Source organism: Desulfosoma profundi, assembly GCF_055387865.1.
In genome coordinates, this window is record NZ_AP042420.1 from 2,573,852 (window position 1) to 2,589,740 (window position 15,889).

16 protein-coding genes are annotated in these 15,889 nt (G+C 57.3%); 12 read left to right on the plus strand and 4 right to left on the minus strand.

Annotated features, from left to right (window positions below):
• Positions 1-5: 5 nt before the first annotated feature.
• From ACZ5K9_RS11115 to ACZ5K9_RS11125, 3 genes are all read right to left on the minus strand, one after another.
• Positions 6-518, minus strand: a complete 513-nt coding sequence (locus tag ACZ5K9_RS11115) for a DUF2914 domain-containing protein (RefSeq protein ID WP_464271405.1) — start codon at positions 516-518, stop codon at positions 6-8.
• Between the two features lie 194 nt (positions 519-712).
• Positions 713-1,819, minus strand: a complete 1,107-nt coding sequence (locus ACZ5K9_RS11120) for a M20 family metallopeptidase (RefSeq protein ID WP_464271406.1) — start codon at positions 1,817-1,819, stop codon at positions 713-715.
• A gap of 44 nt (positions 1,820-1,863) precedes the next feature.
• Positions 1,864-2,454, minus strand: coding sequence for an N-acetyltransferase family protein (locus ACZ5K9_RS11125; RefSeq protein ID WP_464271407.1), 591 nt, complete (start codon positions 2,452-2,454; stop codon positions 1,864-1,866).
• Positions 2,455-2,616: 162 nt separating this feature from the next.
• On the opposite strand from ACZ5K9_RS11125, the gene ACZ5K9_RS11130 reads away from it, so the two are divergent.
• The 4 genes from ACZ5K9_RS11130 to acpP all read left to right on the plus strand — a co-directional run bounded on the left by ACZ5K9_RS11130 (position 2,617) and on the right by acpP (position 5,467).
• Complete coding sequence (locus tag ACZ5K9_RS11130) at positions 2,617-3,342, plus strand: thermonuclease family protein (protein WP_464271408.1); 726 nt, start codon at positions 2,617-2,619, stop codon at positions 3,340-3,342.
• A 21-nt stretch (positions 3,343-3,363) separates the two neighbouring features.
• Positions 3,364-3,828, plus strand: a complete 465-nt coding sequence (locus ACZ5K9_RS11135; RefSeq protein ID WP_464271409.1) for an NUDIX hydrolase — start codon at positions 3,364-3,366, stop codon at positions 3,826-3,828.
• A 470-nt stretch (positions 3,829-4,298) separates the two neighbouring features.
• Complete coding sequence (locus ACZ5K9_RS11140) at positions 4,299-5,240, plus strand: TetR/AcrR family transcriptional regulator (protein ID WP_464271410.1); 942 nt, start codon at positions 4,299-4,301, stop codon at positions 5,238-5,240.
• Positions 5,222-5,467 (plus strand): acyl carrier protein, encoded by a 246-nt coding sequence (gene acpP / locus ACZ5K9_RS11145; protein ID WP_464271411.1) that lies wholly within the window; start codon positions 5,222-5,224, stop codon positions 5,465-5,467. The genes ACZ5K9_RS11140 and acpP overlap by 19 nt, the downstream gene beginning before the upstream one ends.
• Positions 5,468-5,592: 125 nt before the next feature.
• Here the strand turns inward: acpP and ACZ5K9_RS11150 are convergent, their stop codons facing one another.
• The gene (locus ACZ5K9_RS11150; protein WP_464271412.1) at positions 5,593-5,787 is read right to left on the minus strand and encodes a hypothetical protein; all 195 of its coding nucleotides are present in this window, start codon (positions 5,785-5,787) and stop codon (positions 5,593-5,595) included.
• A 215-nt stretch (positions 5,788-6,002) separates the two neighbouring features.
• Here ACZ5K9_RS11150 and ACZ5K9_RS11155 point away from each other — a divergent pair, with 215 nt between their 5' ends.
• From ACZ5K9_RS11155 to murD, 8 genes are all read left to right on the plus strand, one after another.
• On the plus strand, positions 6,003-7,241 hold the full coding sequence (locus tag ACZ5K9_RS11155; RefSeq protein WP_464271413.1) for an HlyC/CorC family transporter: 1,239 nt from the start codon (positions 6,003-6,005) through the stop codon (positions 7,239-7,241).
• Between the two features lie 175 nt (positions 7,242-7,416).
• Complete coding sequence (locus tag ACZ5K9_RS11160) at positions 7,417-7,872, plus strand: division/cell wall cluster transcriptional repressor MraZ (protein WP_464271414.1); 456 nt, start codon at positions 7,417-7,419, stop codon at positions 7,870-7,872.
• A 217-nt stretch (positions 7,873-8,089) separates the two neighbouring features.
• Positions 8,090-9,028 (plus strand): 16S rRNA (cytosine(1402)-N(4))-methyltransferase RsmH, encoded by a 939-nt coding sequence (gene rsmH, locus ACZ5K9_RS11165; RefSeq protein ID WP_464273963.1) that lies wholly within the window; start codon positions 8,090-8,092, stop codon positions 9,026-9,028.
• A 34-nt stretch (positions 9,029-9,062) separates the two neighbouring features.
• On the plus strand, positions 9,063-9,326 hold the full coding sequence (locus ACZ5K9_RS11170; protein WP_464271415.1) for a hypothetical protein: 264 nt from the start codon (positions 9,063-9,065) through the stop codon (positions 9,324-9,326).
• A 61-nt stretch (positions 9,327-9,387) separates the two neighbouring features.
• The gene (locus ACZ5K9_RS11175; protein WP_464271416.1) at positions 9,388-11,382 is read left to right on the plus strand and encodes a penicillin-binding protein; all 1,995 of its coding nucleotides are present in this window, start codon (positions 9,388-9,390) and stop codon (positions 11,380-11,382) included.
• Complete coding sequence (locus tag ACZ5K9_RS11180) at positions 11,379-12,965, plus strand: UDP-N-acetylmuramoyl-L-alanyl-D-glutamate--2,6-diaminopimelate ligase (RefSeq protein ID WP_464271417.1); 1,587 nt, start codon at positions 11,379-11,381, stop codon at positions 12,963-12,965. Before ACZ5K9_RS11175 ends, ACZ5K9_RS11180 begins: the two co-directional genes overlap by 4 nt.
• Positions 12,965-14,380 carry a UDP-N-acetylmuramoyl-tripeptide--D-alanyl-D-alanine ligase gene (locus ACZ5K9_RS11185; protein WP_464273964.1) on the plus strand — a complete coding sequence of 472 codons (1,416 nt, stop codon included), beginning with the start codon at positions 12,965-12,967 and terminating at the stop codon, positions 14,378-14,380. The genes ACZ5K9_RS11180 and ACZ5K9_RS11185 overlap by 1 nt, the downstream gene beginning before the upstream one ends.
• A gap of 83 nt (positions 14,381-14,463) precedes the next feature.
• Positions 14,464-15,888: a UDP-N-acetylmuramoyl-L-alanine--D-glutamate ligase gene (murD, locus tag ACZ5K9_RS11190; protein WP_464271418.1), complete on the plus strand. Its 1,425-nt coding sequence runs from the start codon at positions 14,464-14,466 to the stop codon at positions 15,886-15,888.
• The last annotated feature ends 1 nt before the right edge of the window (position 15,889 follow it).

A 15,889-nucleotide genomic window follows, 5' to 3' on the forward strand; every position in this document is an offset into this window, starting at 1 on the left:
ACACTTCAATCCACGAGGCTGAACCGCAGCACACTCAAGACGCGGCCTTCCGCGTCGGTGATTTCCACTTTCCAGGGGCCCTTGTCCACCTCGCGAAGCTTGAGCACGCTGTACGTTGCCCAGCGAGGAGGGTACAGTTTGAGCCGAATCTGCGTGGTCAGGGCATCCCGGTGATACCACCGATGGTAGATCACCGTCTGGGAACGGACGGAGCCGAATTCCGTAAAGCAATAAATTTGTCCTTGCGTCACGGAGAAAACGGCTCCGGTGTTGATCGGATTGAGGTTGTCTATGAATTCACAAATACCGGCTCGGGCGATCACCAAGCCGGTGTCTTGATTCTGCGGGGATTCCCGCTTGTCCTGTGAGAAGGCGGTGGGGGGCTGGATGGCGAGAATGGTGGTCACAAGACCCAGATACAGGACGGCACCGTAAAGGACCGCCCGCCTGCCGAACAGCGGGCAAGGCTTTCGTCCGGGGAAAGCCTCGCGTTCATCGGCTCGTCCAGCCAGATCCATGCGTCGATCCTTTCCTCGAAATTTTGCAAAGCGCTGCAATTTCTTAGATGCCTCCCGCGCCAACGGGGTTGACAACAAAAGGCAGGCGCGGCTCGAAGAATCCTGGTGAGCTGATTACCCTAGGGAAAAAACATATCACGAAAATCCACCGGGTCAACAGACCCCTTCCAGAACCCCTACGGGCGGCCTCAGCGTCAAAGAGAAGTCAAAATGTCGGCATAAATCTGGGCGGCGGTCACGACCTGATCAAAGGAGACGGACTCGTCCGGTGAGTGCGCCTTTTCCAACTGTCCGGGTCCCAAAAGAATGGGTTTGACGCCCGCAGTCCAAAGTGTGTTGGCGTCGCTATGGCTTCGAAAAGGGACAGGTTGCCACCCCATGGCATGAGCTTCCACGATCTGACGAATCTTTTGGACAAAAGGGCTGCGCTCAGGAATGTCATAGCCCGAATGAATCTCCGTGAAGCGCAGGCTCGGAGTCACATGGGGGTTGTCATCGCGGATAGCTTCCGTGAGCTGCTCCAGCTCCAGGATGATTTCCCCCAAAGGGAGGGCGGGCGGAAGATGGACATCCATCCAAGCCTCGCAGTAGTCCGGTACGACAAACCCCGCAGAAGAGCTGCTGAGGTCTCGAATGTTGGGGATCACCTCAGGCCAGCGCTCTTCCCAATAATGAAGTAGACGGAGCAGGAAATGGAGCAGACTTTCGGCCGGGTGGGAGGATCGATTGGCCATGGAGGCGTGCATCCTCTTGCCGCGAATGACCACCTGGATTTCGAGGTAGCCATAATGAACCAAAGAAACCTGCAAATCGGTTGGTTCGCCAATAATGGCCCATGGGAAGTGGTAATCCCGAACCAACCGGCGCGCCCCGTCTCCTTCCTCTTCTTCTCCGACGACCAATGCGAGGGCCGCGGGGATAGGAGAGGACACACCGGCGGCCGCGGTCAAGTACGCTTCGATCATGGCCGCACAGCCGCCTTTCATGTCGGCGGTGCCCAATCCGAAAATCTCTCCGTTGTCTTCGTCACAGCCGAAATCTTCGAGGTCGTAGGCGGAAATGGTATCCACATGGCCGATGAGGGCCACGTGGATGTCTTCGTCCGGCGGGAGCACAAGGAGGTTTGAGCGACGGTCGTCTACAGGTTGGCGGATGACGGGCACGTCGTAGCGTTTGAGGTAGGAATACAGGAAGTCGATGATGTCCTCTTCCTTTCCCGAGGGGCTGTAGATATTCACCAAACGTTCCAAAAGGCGACGCAGTCGCGCTGGCTGGATGTCTCGACCTGCGGATCGGACCACGGGTTCCTCCGGGCGGCTTGAGAGACGTTTCGGGATGAGGTTTTTTACGAGGATGGGGATGAGACCGGGGGTATCGTTCGCTGTTTCCTGGACGACCCAAGGTCAGAGCGGACTTTTTTCCGCCTCTCCGTAAGGTTCAAGCTCAGATAGATATGTTCCCTGGGATTGCCGAACCCCATTTTTTTAAAAAAGGCCAAAGCTGTGTCGTTGTCAGCCTCGGAATCCACAAAAAGAATGCGGGCTCCTTCCTCCATCACGGTTTCTTTAAATTGTTCAAAAAGCCTTTCCGCCACGTGCGAGCGCCTCAGGTCTCCACGAACGCCGAGCCACACCAGGTGAGCATATTTCCATGCGGACCTCGGCTTGGAAATCGTCGTCCCCAACGCAAAACCGACAATGCTGTCGTCCAATTCTGCCACGAAGCAATACTCTGAATCGCTCAGATAAAAAGACACCACCTCGTAAGGATCCCACGTCCGATACAAGTTGGGCACCCGATCCGCCGTGAAGAGCTGTTCGCCCAAATGAAACACCTCGGCGAGATCGTCGATTTCCAAATTCCGGATGGTCACCGGCGTGCGTTTTTTCCTGCTATTGGGTGGAGCAGGAGCATCTTTTTGAATGTTTTTTTCCATGATTCATGATCCTTTGCGACTTGTTTAAAGGCCGTACTTTTTGGATAATCCAAATAAGGGGTCTTGGTCAAGTGCTTGAATTGCATTTATTTTTAAAGTTCTTCAGGGATGATCCGTGCGATTTCAGCTCCAGAGCGGGCTCTTGTGAAGGGACACGAAGCGATGCGACGAAACGAAGGGGACTTGAGAAGGAGGATCACTGGAAAACCGGCACGTACGGTCCGATTTATCCGCACTCTTTGTGCGCTGGTTTTTGCGGGATTTTATGTCCCCTTGACTGTTCTTACCGCTCATGGCGGTTTCGTCGACGGTGCCAAGACGGACGTCACACCCAACAGCGGCACCGTTGTACAGGTTGTGGACGGGGATACGGTCATGCTCCAGGATGGGACGAAAGTGCGGTATTTGGGTGTGGATGCTCCAGAAATGGATCATGAAAATGGCCGTCATGACTGTTACGCGGCAGAGGCGTCCAAGCGGAACGCGGCCTTGGTGTTGAAGCGCACGGTGCGGCTCGTTTATGACATCCGGAAGAGAGACGACCATGGCAGGCTACTGGCTTACGTGACGACGCCCGAAGGGATTTGTGTCAATGAAGAGTTGATCCGCGAAGGATTGGCCTATGTCTCGCTGGGACCTGAGGGATTTTCTCGATTTGAAGAATTCGTGGAGCTCCAGCGGCAAGCCGTGCTGGGGCGCCGTGGAATGCACGGCCACTGCAGGATCCGGGAAGAGCCGTACTACGTCGGCAATATTCAGTCTTTCATTTTCCACCGGCCCCACTGCTCCTTCGGCGGGAGTATGCGCAGTCTCCGTCGAGTTCAGTTTAGTTCCCGATGGGATGCTCTCATGAAAGGCTACCGGCCGTGTCGCCGGTGTAAGCCGTGAGAAACGTGGGGGGGTGCACGGATGACACGGCGGAAATACCCGGACCGACCGCTTGTGGGTGTGGGAGCGGTAGTTTTTGCAGACGGCAAGGTGCTTCTCGTGCGCCGCGGCCGTGAGCCCGCTTATGGATTGTGGTCCCTACCGGGGGGACTTGTCAAACTGGGAGAAACCTTGGAGGCGGCCGTTCGCAGAGAGGTCCTGGAAGAAACGGGTCTTCAGGTGAGGCCGGTGGACGTGGTGGCCTGCCTTGACCGCCTCGTTAAAGATTCCCACGGACGCATCGCCTACCATTACGTCCTCGTGGACTTCCTCTGCGAAGCCCTAGGCGGCAGACTCCAAGCGGGAAGCGACGTGTTGTCGTGCGCCTATTTTGCCCTTGATGCCCTGCAGGATTTAGCTCTCACCCGAGGTGCCGCCGAAGTCATCCTCAGGGCGAGAGAAGCGTGCCTGTTGGGTTGTTCCCCCATTTACGACCCTTCCCTCTAGCCTTGTCGGGATCGGTGGAAGTCATAATCTGCGTGAGAACCTTGCAGAGGGGGAGCCGCCGTTTCTTCCCATTCCCGAAAGAAGTCACGGCTGAGCAAACCTATCGGTTGACGGCCTGGGCGGGAGGGCGAGGCTGGTGGGAAGGATCGTGGGACACGCGCTCCACAGAACCACAACTTTCATGAAATCCATCGGAGCAGGCAGTGTTCGAGCCCGAGGTTGGGAAACAGGAATTCTCGGAAGCGGAGGAGATCTGTCTTTGGCACAAAACGTGTGCGTTTTGCCGGTCGGGTAATTCAGCCTGGGGGTGGAGCATGGCCGGTTGCCCCATCGCCTTCTGAGGTGACCAGCCGGGCTTTTGCGGATGCCTTTTTCACGAAACTGTCACTCTTTTCATCTTGACAGCGGGCCCATCGCCGATTATGACGGACCGGTCCGTCAAAAACTGATCCAAAGGGCCCGACTCCGGTATGGCGAAACCTCAACCCAATCTCACAGCCATCTTGAAAAACGCGGGAAAGACGGAAAACCCCGCGGAGCTCTCCCGGGTGTTCCGGCACATCGCTCAGAAAACCGGCAGGGGGGATGCCGGTGATCGTCTGGTGCGCGGATTCGAGGCGGCACTGAACGAGTGGAACCACTTGCCCGAGGAATCCCGCCCGCCGGCGTCGATCCTGATCAGAGCTTTTCGGAGCGCGGCGCTCGATGCGGGAGCTTCCGAAGTGGATCTTCTGGAAAAACTCCTTGCAAGCCTTGTGGAACAATCCTCGGCCGATAGAGCTGGTCGGCATGCCGAGGGGCGGAAAACGAGAGATCGGATCTTGGCGGCGGCCCAAGAGGTCTTTTCCCAGAAAGGTTTTCACCAGGCGACCATGGATGAAATCGCCGAGCGGGCCGAGGTGGGCAAAGGAACGATTTACCGACACTTTCCCAGCAAGGAAAATCTATTTCACCAGCTCATCCAGATCCGCCTTAAGGAACTGGAAGAAGATGCGGAGCGCATTCTGGACAGCGACGATGACGTGCTGTCCATGATCGAAAAGTACTTCCATATCTACTTCGAGTTTTTTGACCGCAACCAAGGGCTCTACCGGGTGATGGTCCACGAGCACCCGGATCTGGATGAAAGGCTTCAAGATCTTTACGTGGAGAAGATCATGCGGCGGATCCCGCACCTGAAGCGCAAGATCCGCGAAGCCCGACAGCAAGGTATCCTGAAAGATGTAAATTTCCACACGGTGTTTCACGGGGTCATGGGCTTCATCCATGGCGTTATCCAGCGATGGGTGGCCCAGGACTGCACCTACTCTTTGGTGGAGGAACTGCCGACGGTCCGAGAAGTTCTTTTTTATGGGTTCGTGAGAAAATTCAAGACGTGCGAGGAGGAAAAGCCATGGACATCAACGAAATGAAGGCTAAGGTGGTGGATATCATTGCCAATCAGTTGGGCGTGGAAAAGGACATCATCACGCCTCAGGCTCATGTAATCGACGATTTGGGGGCCGATTCCCTGGACGTCGTGGAGTTGATCATGGCCTTGGAGGAAGCCTTTGACGTGGAAATCCCCGATGAAGAGGCCGAAAAGATCCGAACCGTTCAGGATATTTACGATTATATCGAAAAGATCCAGGCCGCCTGAGTCTTCCGGCGGCACTGCTTTCTGTGTGCACACCGCCTGCCGAGTCCCCCCGCGCTTCGCAGGCGGTTTTTTTCTCCGCCGACAAAAGTTCAGGCCGAAAGGCCTGGGCCCTTTCTCAACGGCCCTTAAGCCTCTCCAAGGTTTTCCTCCAGTTCATGACTCAAGCTGGATGCCCTTGAATCGACCAGGGTATTTTTGACCGCCCAGAAGACGGCCCGAAAAACGGCCTCAAAATTGGTCGGCGAGACTCTTCCCAGTTCGATGAATTTGATGACCACTTCCTTGGCGATTTTTAAAATCATTTCATCGTCGGCGTTCATTCTATTTCCCCGTTTTGGTAGAGTGTCCTGGCGTGGAGAAGAAAAAAGCCTCTGCTGGTTGGAGGGAAGGCCGGAAAGGCGAAGCAGAGGCTTTTTTGGACCCGCGGGAAATACCCCGGCAGGCATTCCCCCGGCCCATGGGCCTTCTACCACAGGTCTAGAGGGGAAGGCAAGAGCGGTGCTTCAACTCGGAAATCACAACAGGTAGACTTTCCATGAAAACAGACATTCTCATCATGTTTTTGTGCCTGGCTCTTTCGGCGTTCTTTTCAGGATCGGAAACGGCCTACATGGCCGTTGATCGGATGCGGCTTCGCCAAAAGGCTCGAGTTGACAAGCGAGCCCGCATGGCCCGTTCAATCCTTAAAGAGCCCGAAAAACTCATTGCCGTCTTGCTGTTCTGCAACAACTTGGTCAACGTGGCCTTGTCGGCTGTCGCCACAGCGTTGGCTCTCCAGATTATGGGCGACCGGGGAGTGCTTGTCGCCACAGGGGTCACCACCGTGTGTCTGCTTCTTTTCTCGGAGATCACCCCCAAGACCATCGGCGTCTATTACGCCGAGAAAATCACCCTCGCCGTCGCGCCGATTCTTATGTGGTGTATCCGCATCAGCTACCCCCTCGTGCACGTGCTTTCCATGGCAGCCAAGGGGCTGATTCGGCTCGGCGGGCTCAGAAAACCAAGCCGGCAGGTTCGATTGACCGAGGAAGAGATCGCGATGATCATCAAGGCGGGGACGGAAGAAGGGGTCCTCGATCTCGAAAAGCAGGATATGCTCTTAGGCGTGCTGTCTTTGGAAAAAGTCCAGGTGGGAGATATTGCCGTGCCGCTTCGGGACGTGGTCAGTGTCAGCCTGGATGCGACCTATGAAGAAGTCTATCGTCTCATCGAAACCCATAAATATGCCCGGTATCCCGTCTATCGAGGGGATCCGGCGAATATCGTCGGATTTATTCACGAGCGCGATTTCTTTCTCGTGCCCAAAGGAACTGCTTTTCGACTGATGTCCATCGTCCGGCCGCCGAACTTCGTCCCAGAACTACGCAGCATTCGGCAACAGCTGCTCAGCTTCAAGAAAGACCGTGCGCATCTCAGCATCGTCGTCGATGAGTATGGGGACGTCACCGGCATTGTGACCATGGAAGACGTGCTGGAAGAAATTGTGGGTGACATTCAAGACGAGCACGACCCTCAGCGCCGCTGGGTGCGAAAAGTTGGGGAGACGACCTATGTCGTGGAAGGACGAACCCTGGTCAGGGATGTCAATCGATGGCTCCGGATCAATCTGCCCGAAGAAGACATCAAGACCATCGGGGGACTGGTCCAAAAGGCCCTGGGGCGCATTCCCCAACCGGGAGACATGGTGACTTTAGAACCGTATCGGCTCCACGTTCTGGAAATGCGCGGGAAGAGTGTGAAGAAAATCCGTTTGGACATCTTTGCTCAATCTTAGAGCTCGTGCCCGCCCGGCTGCGCCGTCCTAGTATAACCCATTAAAATTCCATGTTTTTAAAAAAACAAATGAATTCTTTCCAGGGCCCGATGAAGGGCTTTTTGCATTTGACACGGGGAGAAGGTGGTGTTAGAAGTCGCCCAGGTGGGAAAAAGTGGGCAAATAGGGGGGAAAAGTGGGACTCCTAAAAACGCCGCGATTTCGAGGCCAATTCGTGGTGCGCCTAGACGAAAAAGGCCGCTTGCGGATTCCCACCAAGTTGAGAGAAACATTGCAGCAAAACTTCACCGACGGGCTCATCCTTGCCGCCGGGCCTCGCTGGCTGGATGCCTACCCTCCAGAAGTCTGGGAAATCCTCGAAGAGAAAATCATGGCAAAGGCCGGCCTTCACGAGGACTATCGCGCGCTGATTCGTTACTACATCGCCAGTGGCGTGGAATCGGAGATCGACAAACACGGCCGGATTCTCATTCCCGCATTGCACCGGGAACGGGCGAACATCCAGCAGGAGGTGTTGGTGGTCGGGAGTCTGGACCATATCGAAATCTGGGATCTGGGTCATTGGCGGGAATATGATCGGTGGGCGGCAGACAATTTCGAGCGCCTCAGTAAAGAGGCCTATTCTCCTTAGGAAACCTCTGGATAGAGAAGCAAGGTCTGTCAACGACTTTTGCGGGAGGCCGGGTTTTTGCCCTCAAGATTCGAGGAAACGGTCTTTGAGGTTCCGCGCGGGTGGCCGGTGGCGATTCTTGCCGTTCCGATGAATGAGGGCGGCGGTTTACAAAGGAGGCTCACGGACGGTTCTCGATGGAGTTCAGAAAGGTCAGGTTGTGGGAGAAACCCGTCTCCTGCCAAGTCGACATCATCCGGTGTTGCTGAAGGAAGCCGTTGACTTTCTTCGCTGTCGATCGGGTGGCCGATACGTCGATGCGACGTTGGGCGGTGGAGGGTATGCAGAGGCGATTTTAGAGGCGTCAGCGCCCGAAGGTCTCCTTCTGGGGATCGATTGGGATCCGGAGGCTGTGGAGCGAGTCCGGACCCGGCTGGCGATGTATGGGTCTCGGGCGATTATCGAGAGAGCTTCTTTCCAAGCGCTGCCTGACCTTCTGGCATGGTACGGATGGCCAGAAGTTGATGGCGTCGTCGCCGATTTGGGGGTTTCTTCCGATCAGTTGGAAGATTCCGGCCGAGGGTTAAGTTTCCTTGAGGAAGGCCCCCTTGATATGAGGTTGGATGTTTCCATTCCCGTGACCGCGGCGGACTTGGTCAACGGTCTTCCGGAAGAAGACCTCGCGCGGTTGCTCCGTGAGCTGGGTGAAGAGCACTACGCTCGGAGGATTGCGGCGGCGATCTGTGAGCGTCGGCTGACCCGACCGTTTCGGACGACGACGGAGCTTGCTGAGGTCGTAGCGTCCGTGGTTCCAAAAAGTCCGGATACACGGCGGATCCATCCGGCCACGCGAACATTTCTCGCTCTAAGGCTTGCCGTAAACCGGGAATTGGAGGCGTTGGAAGGGTTGCTGAGTTCTGTCCTGAAGGTCTTAAAACCCGGGGGACGATTTGTCGTGGTGAGCTTCCATTCCTTGGAAGATCGGCTGGTCAAGCGGGCTTTCCATCAATGGTCGAAGCGGTGCCGCTGTCCCGTGGGTATTCCCGTGTGCCGGTGTGAAGGTCGTCCGTTGGTGAAACTTCTCACCCGGAAGCCGATTCGACCCGGGGCGGACGAAGTGGATCGAAACCCCCGGGCCCGGAGCGCAAAATTGCGCGCAGTGGAAAAGGTTCACTAAAACCGGGAAAGACGAGAAGGATCACGACAGGAAGATGCGGCTGTTGGCAGCGATCTTAGCCGTTTTTGGCTTGGGGCTAGCGGCTTTTTACATGTGGCTTCAGAGTCAGCAGGTGTCTGACAGCTATCGCATCATGCAGTTGCAACAGGAATACGCCAAGTGGTTTGAAGTGAAGCGCCGGGTGGAGTTGGAATGGGGGCGGCTTCAGGCTCCAGACCGGTTGCAGTCCTTTGCGCATCATCGTTTTCAATTGAGGGAAGCGCGGGAGGGAGAGCGATGGTATCTTCCGGAGCCCTGAGGCGATCACGGTTCCTGGAGGTTCCTCTCCTTGATTGTTTTCTGGACGAAAAGGGCGCACCATGAACTCATGGGAGCCACGGACGGAAAAAAAGAGGCCGGGATTTCGGTTCTGGTTTTCGTGCCGCGTGCTGCAAGGACTGGGGCTCGTGGTGTGCAGTGCCATCCTTGCCCGCGCCTTATACATTCAGGTTTTGGACAGCGCGAAGTGGAAAGAAATTCACATCGGCCAGGCGCAGAGCGTCGTGGATGTGCCGGTCTATCGCGGCAAGATCATCGATCGCCGCGGCCAGGATCTGGCGCTGACGTTGAAGTCTCCGTGTTTGTTCGCTGACGGCACACTGATTCAGGACCTGAAAGGCACGGCGGCGCGCCTGGAGGGCATCATGGGTGAGCCTGCCGCAAAGTTGGAGGAAAAGCTTCGGCAAAACAAGAGGTTCATTCGCCTGCGGCGGGGCCTCTCCATGGAGGAGGTCCGGCAGGTGGAAGCGTTAAACCTTCCAGGTGTGGGGATCATTTCCGAATGGCGGCGCTACTATCCTTTTCGTCAACTTGGGGGACACGTCGTGGGTTTTGTCGGATTGGATGGATCTGGCCTGGAAGGTATTGAAAAGGCTTATGATGGTTTATTGCGCCAATCGCCGCGATCCACGACGGCCTTTCGGGATGGGGGCCGGCGCAAAATATGGGTGCGTGAAACACCTCCTCCCGTACCGGAAGAGCGCTACGGTTTGCAGCTGGCCCTCGATGGGTATATTCAGTCGGTGTGCGAGCAGGCGCTGCGCAAAGCCGTGGAGAAGCATCAGGCTGCGGCCGGCCAAGTGCTTCTCATGGATGCACAATCCTTCGAATTACTCGCCTTGGCCATTTGGCCGGGCTTCGATCCGAACAACTACGGGATGCATCAGCCGGCGGAGTGGCGGAACCGGGCCATTGCCGACGCTTTTGAGCCGGGCAGTTCTTTCAAGACGTTTTTGTTGGCTGCCGTGTTGGATGTGCGAGCTGCCAAGGCTGAGGACCGGATTTTCTGCGAAAATGGAAAGATTCAAGTGGCGTCCCACATCATCCGGGATGTGCATCCCCATGGGTGGTTGACCGTGGCGGAAGTCCTCAAGTTTTCCAGCAACATTGGAGCCTTGAAATTGGCGGATGCGCTTGGAGCGGAGCGGTTTTACCGCTACTTGGATCAGTTCGGGTTTGGCAAGAAAACGGGCGTGGATCTCCCTGGTGAAATTTCAGGGACTTTGCGGCCCGTGGCATCGTGGCGTCCTATCGATTTGGCGGTCACGGCTTTCGGTCAAGGAGTGACCGTCACGGCCCTCCAGCTGACCAGCGCCGTGGCGGCCATTGCCAATGGCGGCCTGATAAAAACACCGCGAGTGGCCAAAGCGGTCGTGGATCCTCAGGGTCGTCTCGTCAAGACGCTTGCCGCTGATGAGGGCCGGCGCGTGCTGACCCCGACAACGGCAGCGAAACTTAGGGAGCTGATGCAAGGGGTTGTGGAGCCTGGCGGGACGGGAACCAAAGCCGTACTGGCCCAATACACCACCGCGGGCAAAACGGGCACGGCCCAGGTGGTGGAACCCGGATCACGCCGCTATTCTCAGGATAAGTATACATCTGTATTTGTCGGTTTTGCGCCGGTCAGCCAGCCGAGGCTGGTTTTGACAGTGGTGATTCACGAGCCTCAGCCTGAACATTACGGCGGCGTGGTCGCCGCACCGGTGTTTCGCGAGGTGATGGAGAAGGCCCTGCCGTATTTCGGGGTACTTCCTGATAAGAAACCGGAGGATTTGGCGCCGATGGTGCGCACGGTGTCCTTAGGGCGGGGGGAACACCTGGCGGAAGGGGTGCCGATGGCTTCCATGGAAGACGGCATGGTCATGGTGCCGGATGTCCACGGACTGTCCTTGAAAGCCGCCGTCGCACTTCTCAAGGAATCCGGGTTTGGCGTCATTCCTCAAGGCCGGGGGCGCGTGGTGCAGCAGCATCCGAGTGCGGGTACGTGGGCGCCGAAAGGCGAAACCGTAAAAATTCAACTGGAAGAGCTTTCGTGAATTCTCAACAGATACCAGACAGTCCTGTGAAGCCGTTGGAAGCGTTGTTTCAAGACGTGCCTTCTGCACGGATCTACGGGCCTCGGAATGTGTTGGTCTTCGGTTTGACCACAGACAGTCGTCGGGTTCACCCCGGCGATCTTTTCATTGCGTTGAGCGGGGCACACACCGATGGGCATCGGTTTGTGGATGATGCGATCCGCCGTGGCGCCTGCGCCGTCGTGGTGGAGAGGATCCCGGAAGCGCCTTTGTCCGTTCCGGCGGTTGTGGCGGAAGACACTCGGAAGGCCATGGCCGCAGCTGCCGCCGCGTTTTTTGACCACCCCGTTCGGGCGCTCACACTCGTCGGCATTACGGGCACGAACGGCAAGACGACAACGTCTCTTCTTGTGGAGAGCATTCTCGCTCACGCGGGGATCCGTGTAGGCGTCATCGGGACGCTAGGGTATCGCTGGGAGGGCGTGAAAGAAAAAGCGGATTTGACGACGCCGGACGCGGTGGACCTCCAGCGCATCTTCTACCGGATGATGAAGAGCGGGGTGACTCATGTGGTCATGGAGGTCTCGTCCCACGCTCTCGAATTGTGCCGGGTGGACGGCGTTTTCTACGACATTGGGGTTTTTACGAACTTATCTCAGGACCACTTGGATTTTCACGGATCCATGGAACGTTACTTCGAGGCCAAGAAACGCCTTTTTTCAGAGCATATGAAAGGACCGACGCCGGCATCCGGCGCCATGGTCTTTAATGGTGACGATGCCTATGGGCAGAGGCTCGCCAACGACTTCGGCACATCCGGGTGCATCTACGCCGTGGACAACCCTCAGGCGATTGTGCGCCCTACCCGATATCGGCTTGGGCCGCAAGGCATCGAGGCCTCAGTCATGACTCCTTCTGGAACCGTCAACATTACGTCGTCCCTCATGGGCCGTCTCAATCTGTACAACATTCTTGCCGCGATCGGTGCCGTGCAGTCAATGCGGGTGCCTTTGGAAGCCGTTGAGAGAGGGGTCGCCTCTGTGGGGATGGTGGAGGGGCGACTCCAAAGGATCGAAAATGACTGCGGTCTGGACGTGGTGGTGGATTTCGCCCACACTCCGGATGCCATGGAAAAGGCTCTGGAATGCCTGAAGGAATTGACAACGGGCCGCCTGTGGGTAGTTTTCGGCTGCGGGGGCGACAGAGACCGAACCAAGCGCCCCATCATGGGGAGTGTGGCGGGTCGGTACGGCGACATGGTGATCATCACCAGCGACAACCCTCGAACCGAATCCCCTGAAGCCATTGTGCAAGAGATTGAACCCGGCGTGCGCTCTACAGGCAAGGTGCGTTTTTCTTTCGAGGATGGTGTGGTGCCCCAGACTGGCTACACGGTGGAAGTGGATCGTCGCCGGGCCATCGAGGCGGCCATCCGATGGGCTGAACCTGGGGATCTTGTGTTCATCGGTGGGAAGGGCCATGAAACCTATCAAATCGTCGGAACGTGCGCCCGTCCCTTTGACGACCGCCATGTAGCCCGGGAAGCTCTGGCCCGACGCCGCGCCGGCACCGGACAGTGTCGTGCGGCAGGAGGGAACGCGTGATGTGGACCTTTGCCCAGATGGCTGAAGCCGTTCAGGGCGTTCTTTTGGGGCAGACGCCGGCGGCTCACCCCTCACGGATTGTGACGGACACCAGGGTCTTGGGGCCCAATGATGTTTTTGTGGCCCTCAGAGGGGAACGCTTCGATGGGCATGACTTTGTGGAAGAGGCTGTGCGACGCGGAGCCGTCGCTGTCATCGTGGATGTTTTTCAGTGCGTGCATCAGGTGGGTGACCGGGCGGCCGTCATTGTCGTCAAGGATACCCTTCAGGCGCTGGGGGACCTGGCTCGCGCCGCGAGAAAGCGTTTTTCCCTGCCCGTGGTTGGGATTACTGGCAGCAACGGCAAAACCAGCACAAAAGAAATGACGGCCTCCATCCTTTCCCGGAGGTTCAAAGTCCTGAAAAACCCGGGAAACTACAACAATCTCATCGGGGTTCCCTTGACACTGCTGGAATTGTGCGCCGATCACGAAGCCGCCGTCATCGAAATGGGCATCAATGTGGTCGGAGAGATGGAAAGACTGGTCTCCATAACCCAACCGACGGTGGGCGTCATCACCAATATCCATCCGGCCCATCTGGAAGGCTTGGGTTCTTTGGAGACTGTCCTTTCGGAAAAGGGAAAACTTTGGGAACACTTGCCCACAGATGGAACTGCCGTGGTCAATGCGGATGACGAACGGCTTGCAGCCTTCGCCAAGACCATCAAAGCCCTAACCGTGCGTTTTTCCGCACATGACGCCACGGCGGAGTTTTCTGTGGACGGCTCCGTGACCGTTGTCCCCGGGGAAAGTCGATTTCGACTTGCAACCCCGTCGGGCGAGGTGCCCATCCGACTACCGGCCATGGGGTTGCATCATGTGCAGAATGCGCTGGCGGCTGCCGCCGTCGGCTACACCTTGGGATGTTCTCTGGAAGTTATCCGCGCCGGTTTGGAAGCCCATCGACCGGTCAAGCAGCGCATGGCCATCATGAGACTCCAAGACGGGATCGTCCTTGTGGACGATACGTACAATGCGAATCCCAAGTCCATGGCGGAGGCTTTCCGCGCTCTTAAGACCGGGGCGCAAGGCAAACCCATCGCCTTGGTTTTGGGAGAGATGCGGGAGCTGGGCGATGCGTCCGCCCAGTGGCATCGGTGGGTGGGTGAGCAGGCTGCGGCCATAGCCCCCTCTTTCATGGTGGCGCTCGGACCGCATGCAGGGGACGTTGTGGAAGGGGCTCTCTGCGCCGGTTATGCGCCGCAACGCTGTTTCCTCGCGTCGAGTCACGGGGAAGCGGCGCAGATGGTGCTCGACCGCCTGGAACAGGAATCCTGGATCTTGGTCAAAGGGTCTCGGGGGATCACCATGGAGCGGGTTGTAGAAAAAATCGTGTCTGCCAAGGGGCTGGTGAATTCGGTTTCCGCATGCTGAAAGAAAACTCTAAGAGATCACAGGCCAGCGTAAGAGTTGCCGGGAGTGCAGGAAACCCGGAAGGCGACCAGAAGGCGTCCGCGATGCCGTCTGACGTTATGGAAAACTCTCATACTCCTCCCCTCCTTGTGGTGGTGGGGCTGGGAATCTCAGGCCAGGCAGCTTGTCGGTTGGGGCTTCGGCAAGGATATCGTGTACGGGCGATGGATATCTCCCGGGATGCCCGGGTGCATCAGGTGGCCGCGGCCCTCGCCTCCGAGGGGGTTGACACACGGCTGGGCCCCCATCGTCTCGAGGATTTTCTGGATGCCGACCTGGTGGTGGTCAGCCCAGGGGTGCCCTTGGACACGGAAATTTTTGCGGAAGTGCGGAACCGGGGGGTTCCAGTGGTGGGCGAGTTGGAATGGGCATGGCTGGCCCTTAATACTCCCACAATTGCCGTGACGGGCACCAATGGAAAGACCACCACCACGGAACTGGTGGGAACCCTTTTGCAAAAGGCCGGTCTGAGGGTGTTCGTCGGTGGCAATATCGGTACACCTCTGGCCGCGTGGCTGGCTGACCATGGCGGAGGCTCCGGTGACGGACGTTCCCCAAAAGAAGCGCTCGACTGGTGTGTTCTCGAGGTGAGCAGCTTTCAGTTGGACAGTGCCTCCCGCTTTGCGCCGGACATTGGGATCGTCTTGAACGTGACACCGGATCATTTGGACCGGTACCCGGATTTTGAGGCGTATGCGGCTTCCAAGTTTTCCCTTTTCCGAAAGGATAAATCGGCTGGGCAAACAGCGGTGATCAACAAGGACGATCCCGTATGTCGCCGCTGGGCGGCCACGTTGGAAGCGCGGACGCTTTTCTTTTCCCGGCTGGATGTCGGCGCGGAAGCTTATACGGACGGCCGGACCATGGGCGTTGTGGATCGGGATGGCGTCCGCCGATGGTTTCGTCTTGACCGATGGGCTTTGCGAGGGTGGCACAATCTGGAAAATCTTATGGCTGCTTCTCTTGCGGTGCTGCGTTGCGGGGTTGATCCCGAGGTTGTTCAAGAAACCATCGACACCTTCAGACCGTCACCGCATCGGATGGAGTGGCTGGGGACGGTTCATGGGGTTGATTTCATCAACGATTCCAAAGGAACGAACGTCGGGGCCGTGCTCAAAGCCTTGGAAAGTTGCTCTCAGCCGGTGGTGCTTCTGCTGGGCGGGAGGTCCAAGAAGACGGATTTTCGGGACCTTTCCGCCTTGTGCGCCGAAAAGGTTCGTGCCGTTGTGGGCTTTGGGGAGACGGGGCCACAGGCGGCTTCGGAACTCTCAGGGACCGTTGCGGCAATTGCAGTCAAGGATTTGGAGGAGGCCTTTCACGAGGCCGTGAGACGAGCTCAGCCGGGAGACGTGGTGCTGCTGTCGCCCGCATGTGCGTCTTTTGATCAGTATCCCAATTATGCGGCGCGAGGGGATCATTTCCGTGCCTTGTTTCGAGAGCACGAGAAAAGTTCCACGGGGGGCCGGTAAA

Coding starts and splice junctions, on each gene's coding strand:
- ACZ5K9_RS11115 (WP_464271405.1), bottom strand. CDS start 518: ATGGATCTGGCTGGACGAGCCGATGAACGCGAGGCTTTCCCCGGACGA.
- ACZ5K9_RS11125 (WP_464271407.1), bottom strand. CDS start 2,454: ATGGAAAAAAACATTCAAAAAGATGCTCCTGCTCCACCCAATAGCAGG.
- ACZ5K9_RS11130 (WP_464271408.1), top strand. CDS start 2,617: ATGCGACGAAACGAAGGGGACTTGAGAAGGAGGATCACTGGAAAACCG.
- ACZ5K9_RS11135 (WP_464271409.1), top strand. CDS start 3,364: ATGACACGGCGGAAATACCCGGACCGACCGCTTGTGGGTGTGGGAGCG.
- ACZ5K9_RS11140 (WP_464271410.1), top strand. CDS start 4,299: ATGGCGAAACCTCAACCCAATCTCACAGCCATCTTGAAAAACGCGGGA.
- acpP (WP_464271411.1), top strand. CDS start 5,222: ATGGACATCAACGAAATGAAGGCTAAGGTGGTGGATATCATTGCCAAT.
- ACZ5K9_RS11150 (WP_464271412.1), bottom strand. CDS start 5,787: ATGAACGCCGACGATGAAATGATTTTAAAAATCGCCAAGGAAGTGGTC.
- ACZ5K9_RS11155 (WP_464271413.1), top strand. CDS start 6,003: ATGAAAACAGACATTCTCATCATGTTTTTGTGCCTGGCTCTTTCGGCG.
- ACZ5K9_RS11170 (WP_464271415.1), top strand. CDS start 9,063: ATGCGGCTGTTGGCAGCGATCTTAGCCGTTTTTGGCTTGGGGCTAGCG.
- ACZ5K9_RS11175 (WP_464271416.1), top strand. CDS start 9,388: ATGAACTCATGGGAGCCACGGACGGAAAAAAAGAGGCCGGGATTTCGG.
- ACZ5K9_RS11185 (WP_464273964.1), top strand. CDS start 12,965: ATGTGGACCTTTGCCCAGATGGCTGAAGCCGTTCAGGGCGTTCTTTTG.
- murD (WP_464271418.1), top strand. CDS start 14,464: ATGCCGTCTGACGTTATGGAAAACTCTCATACTCCTCCCCTCCTTGTG.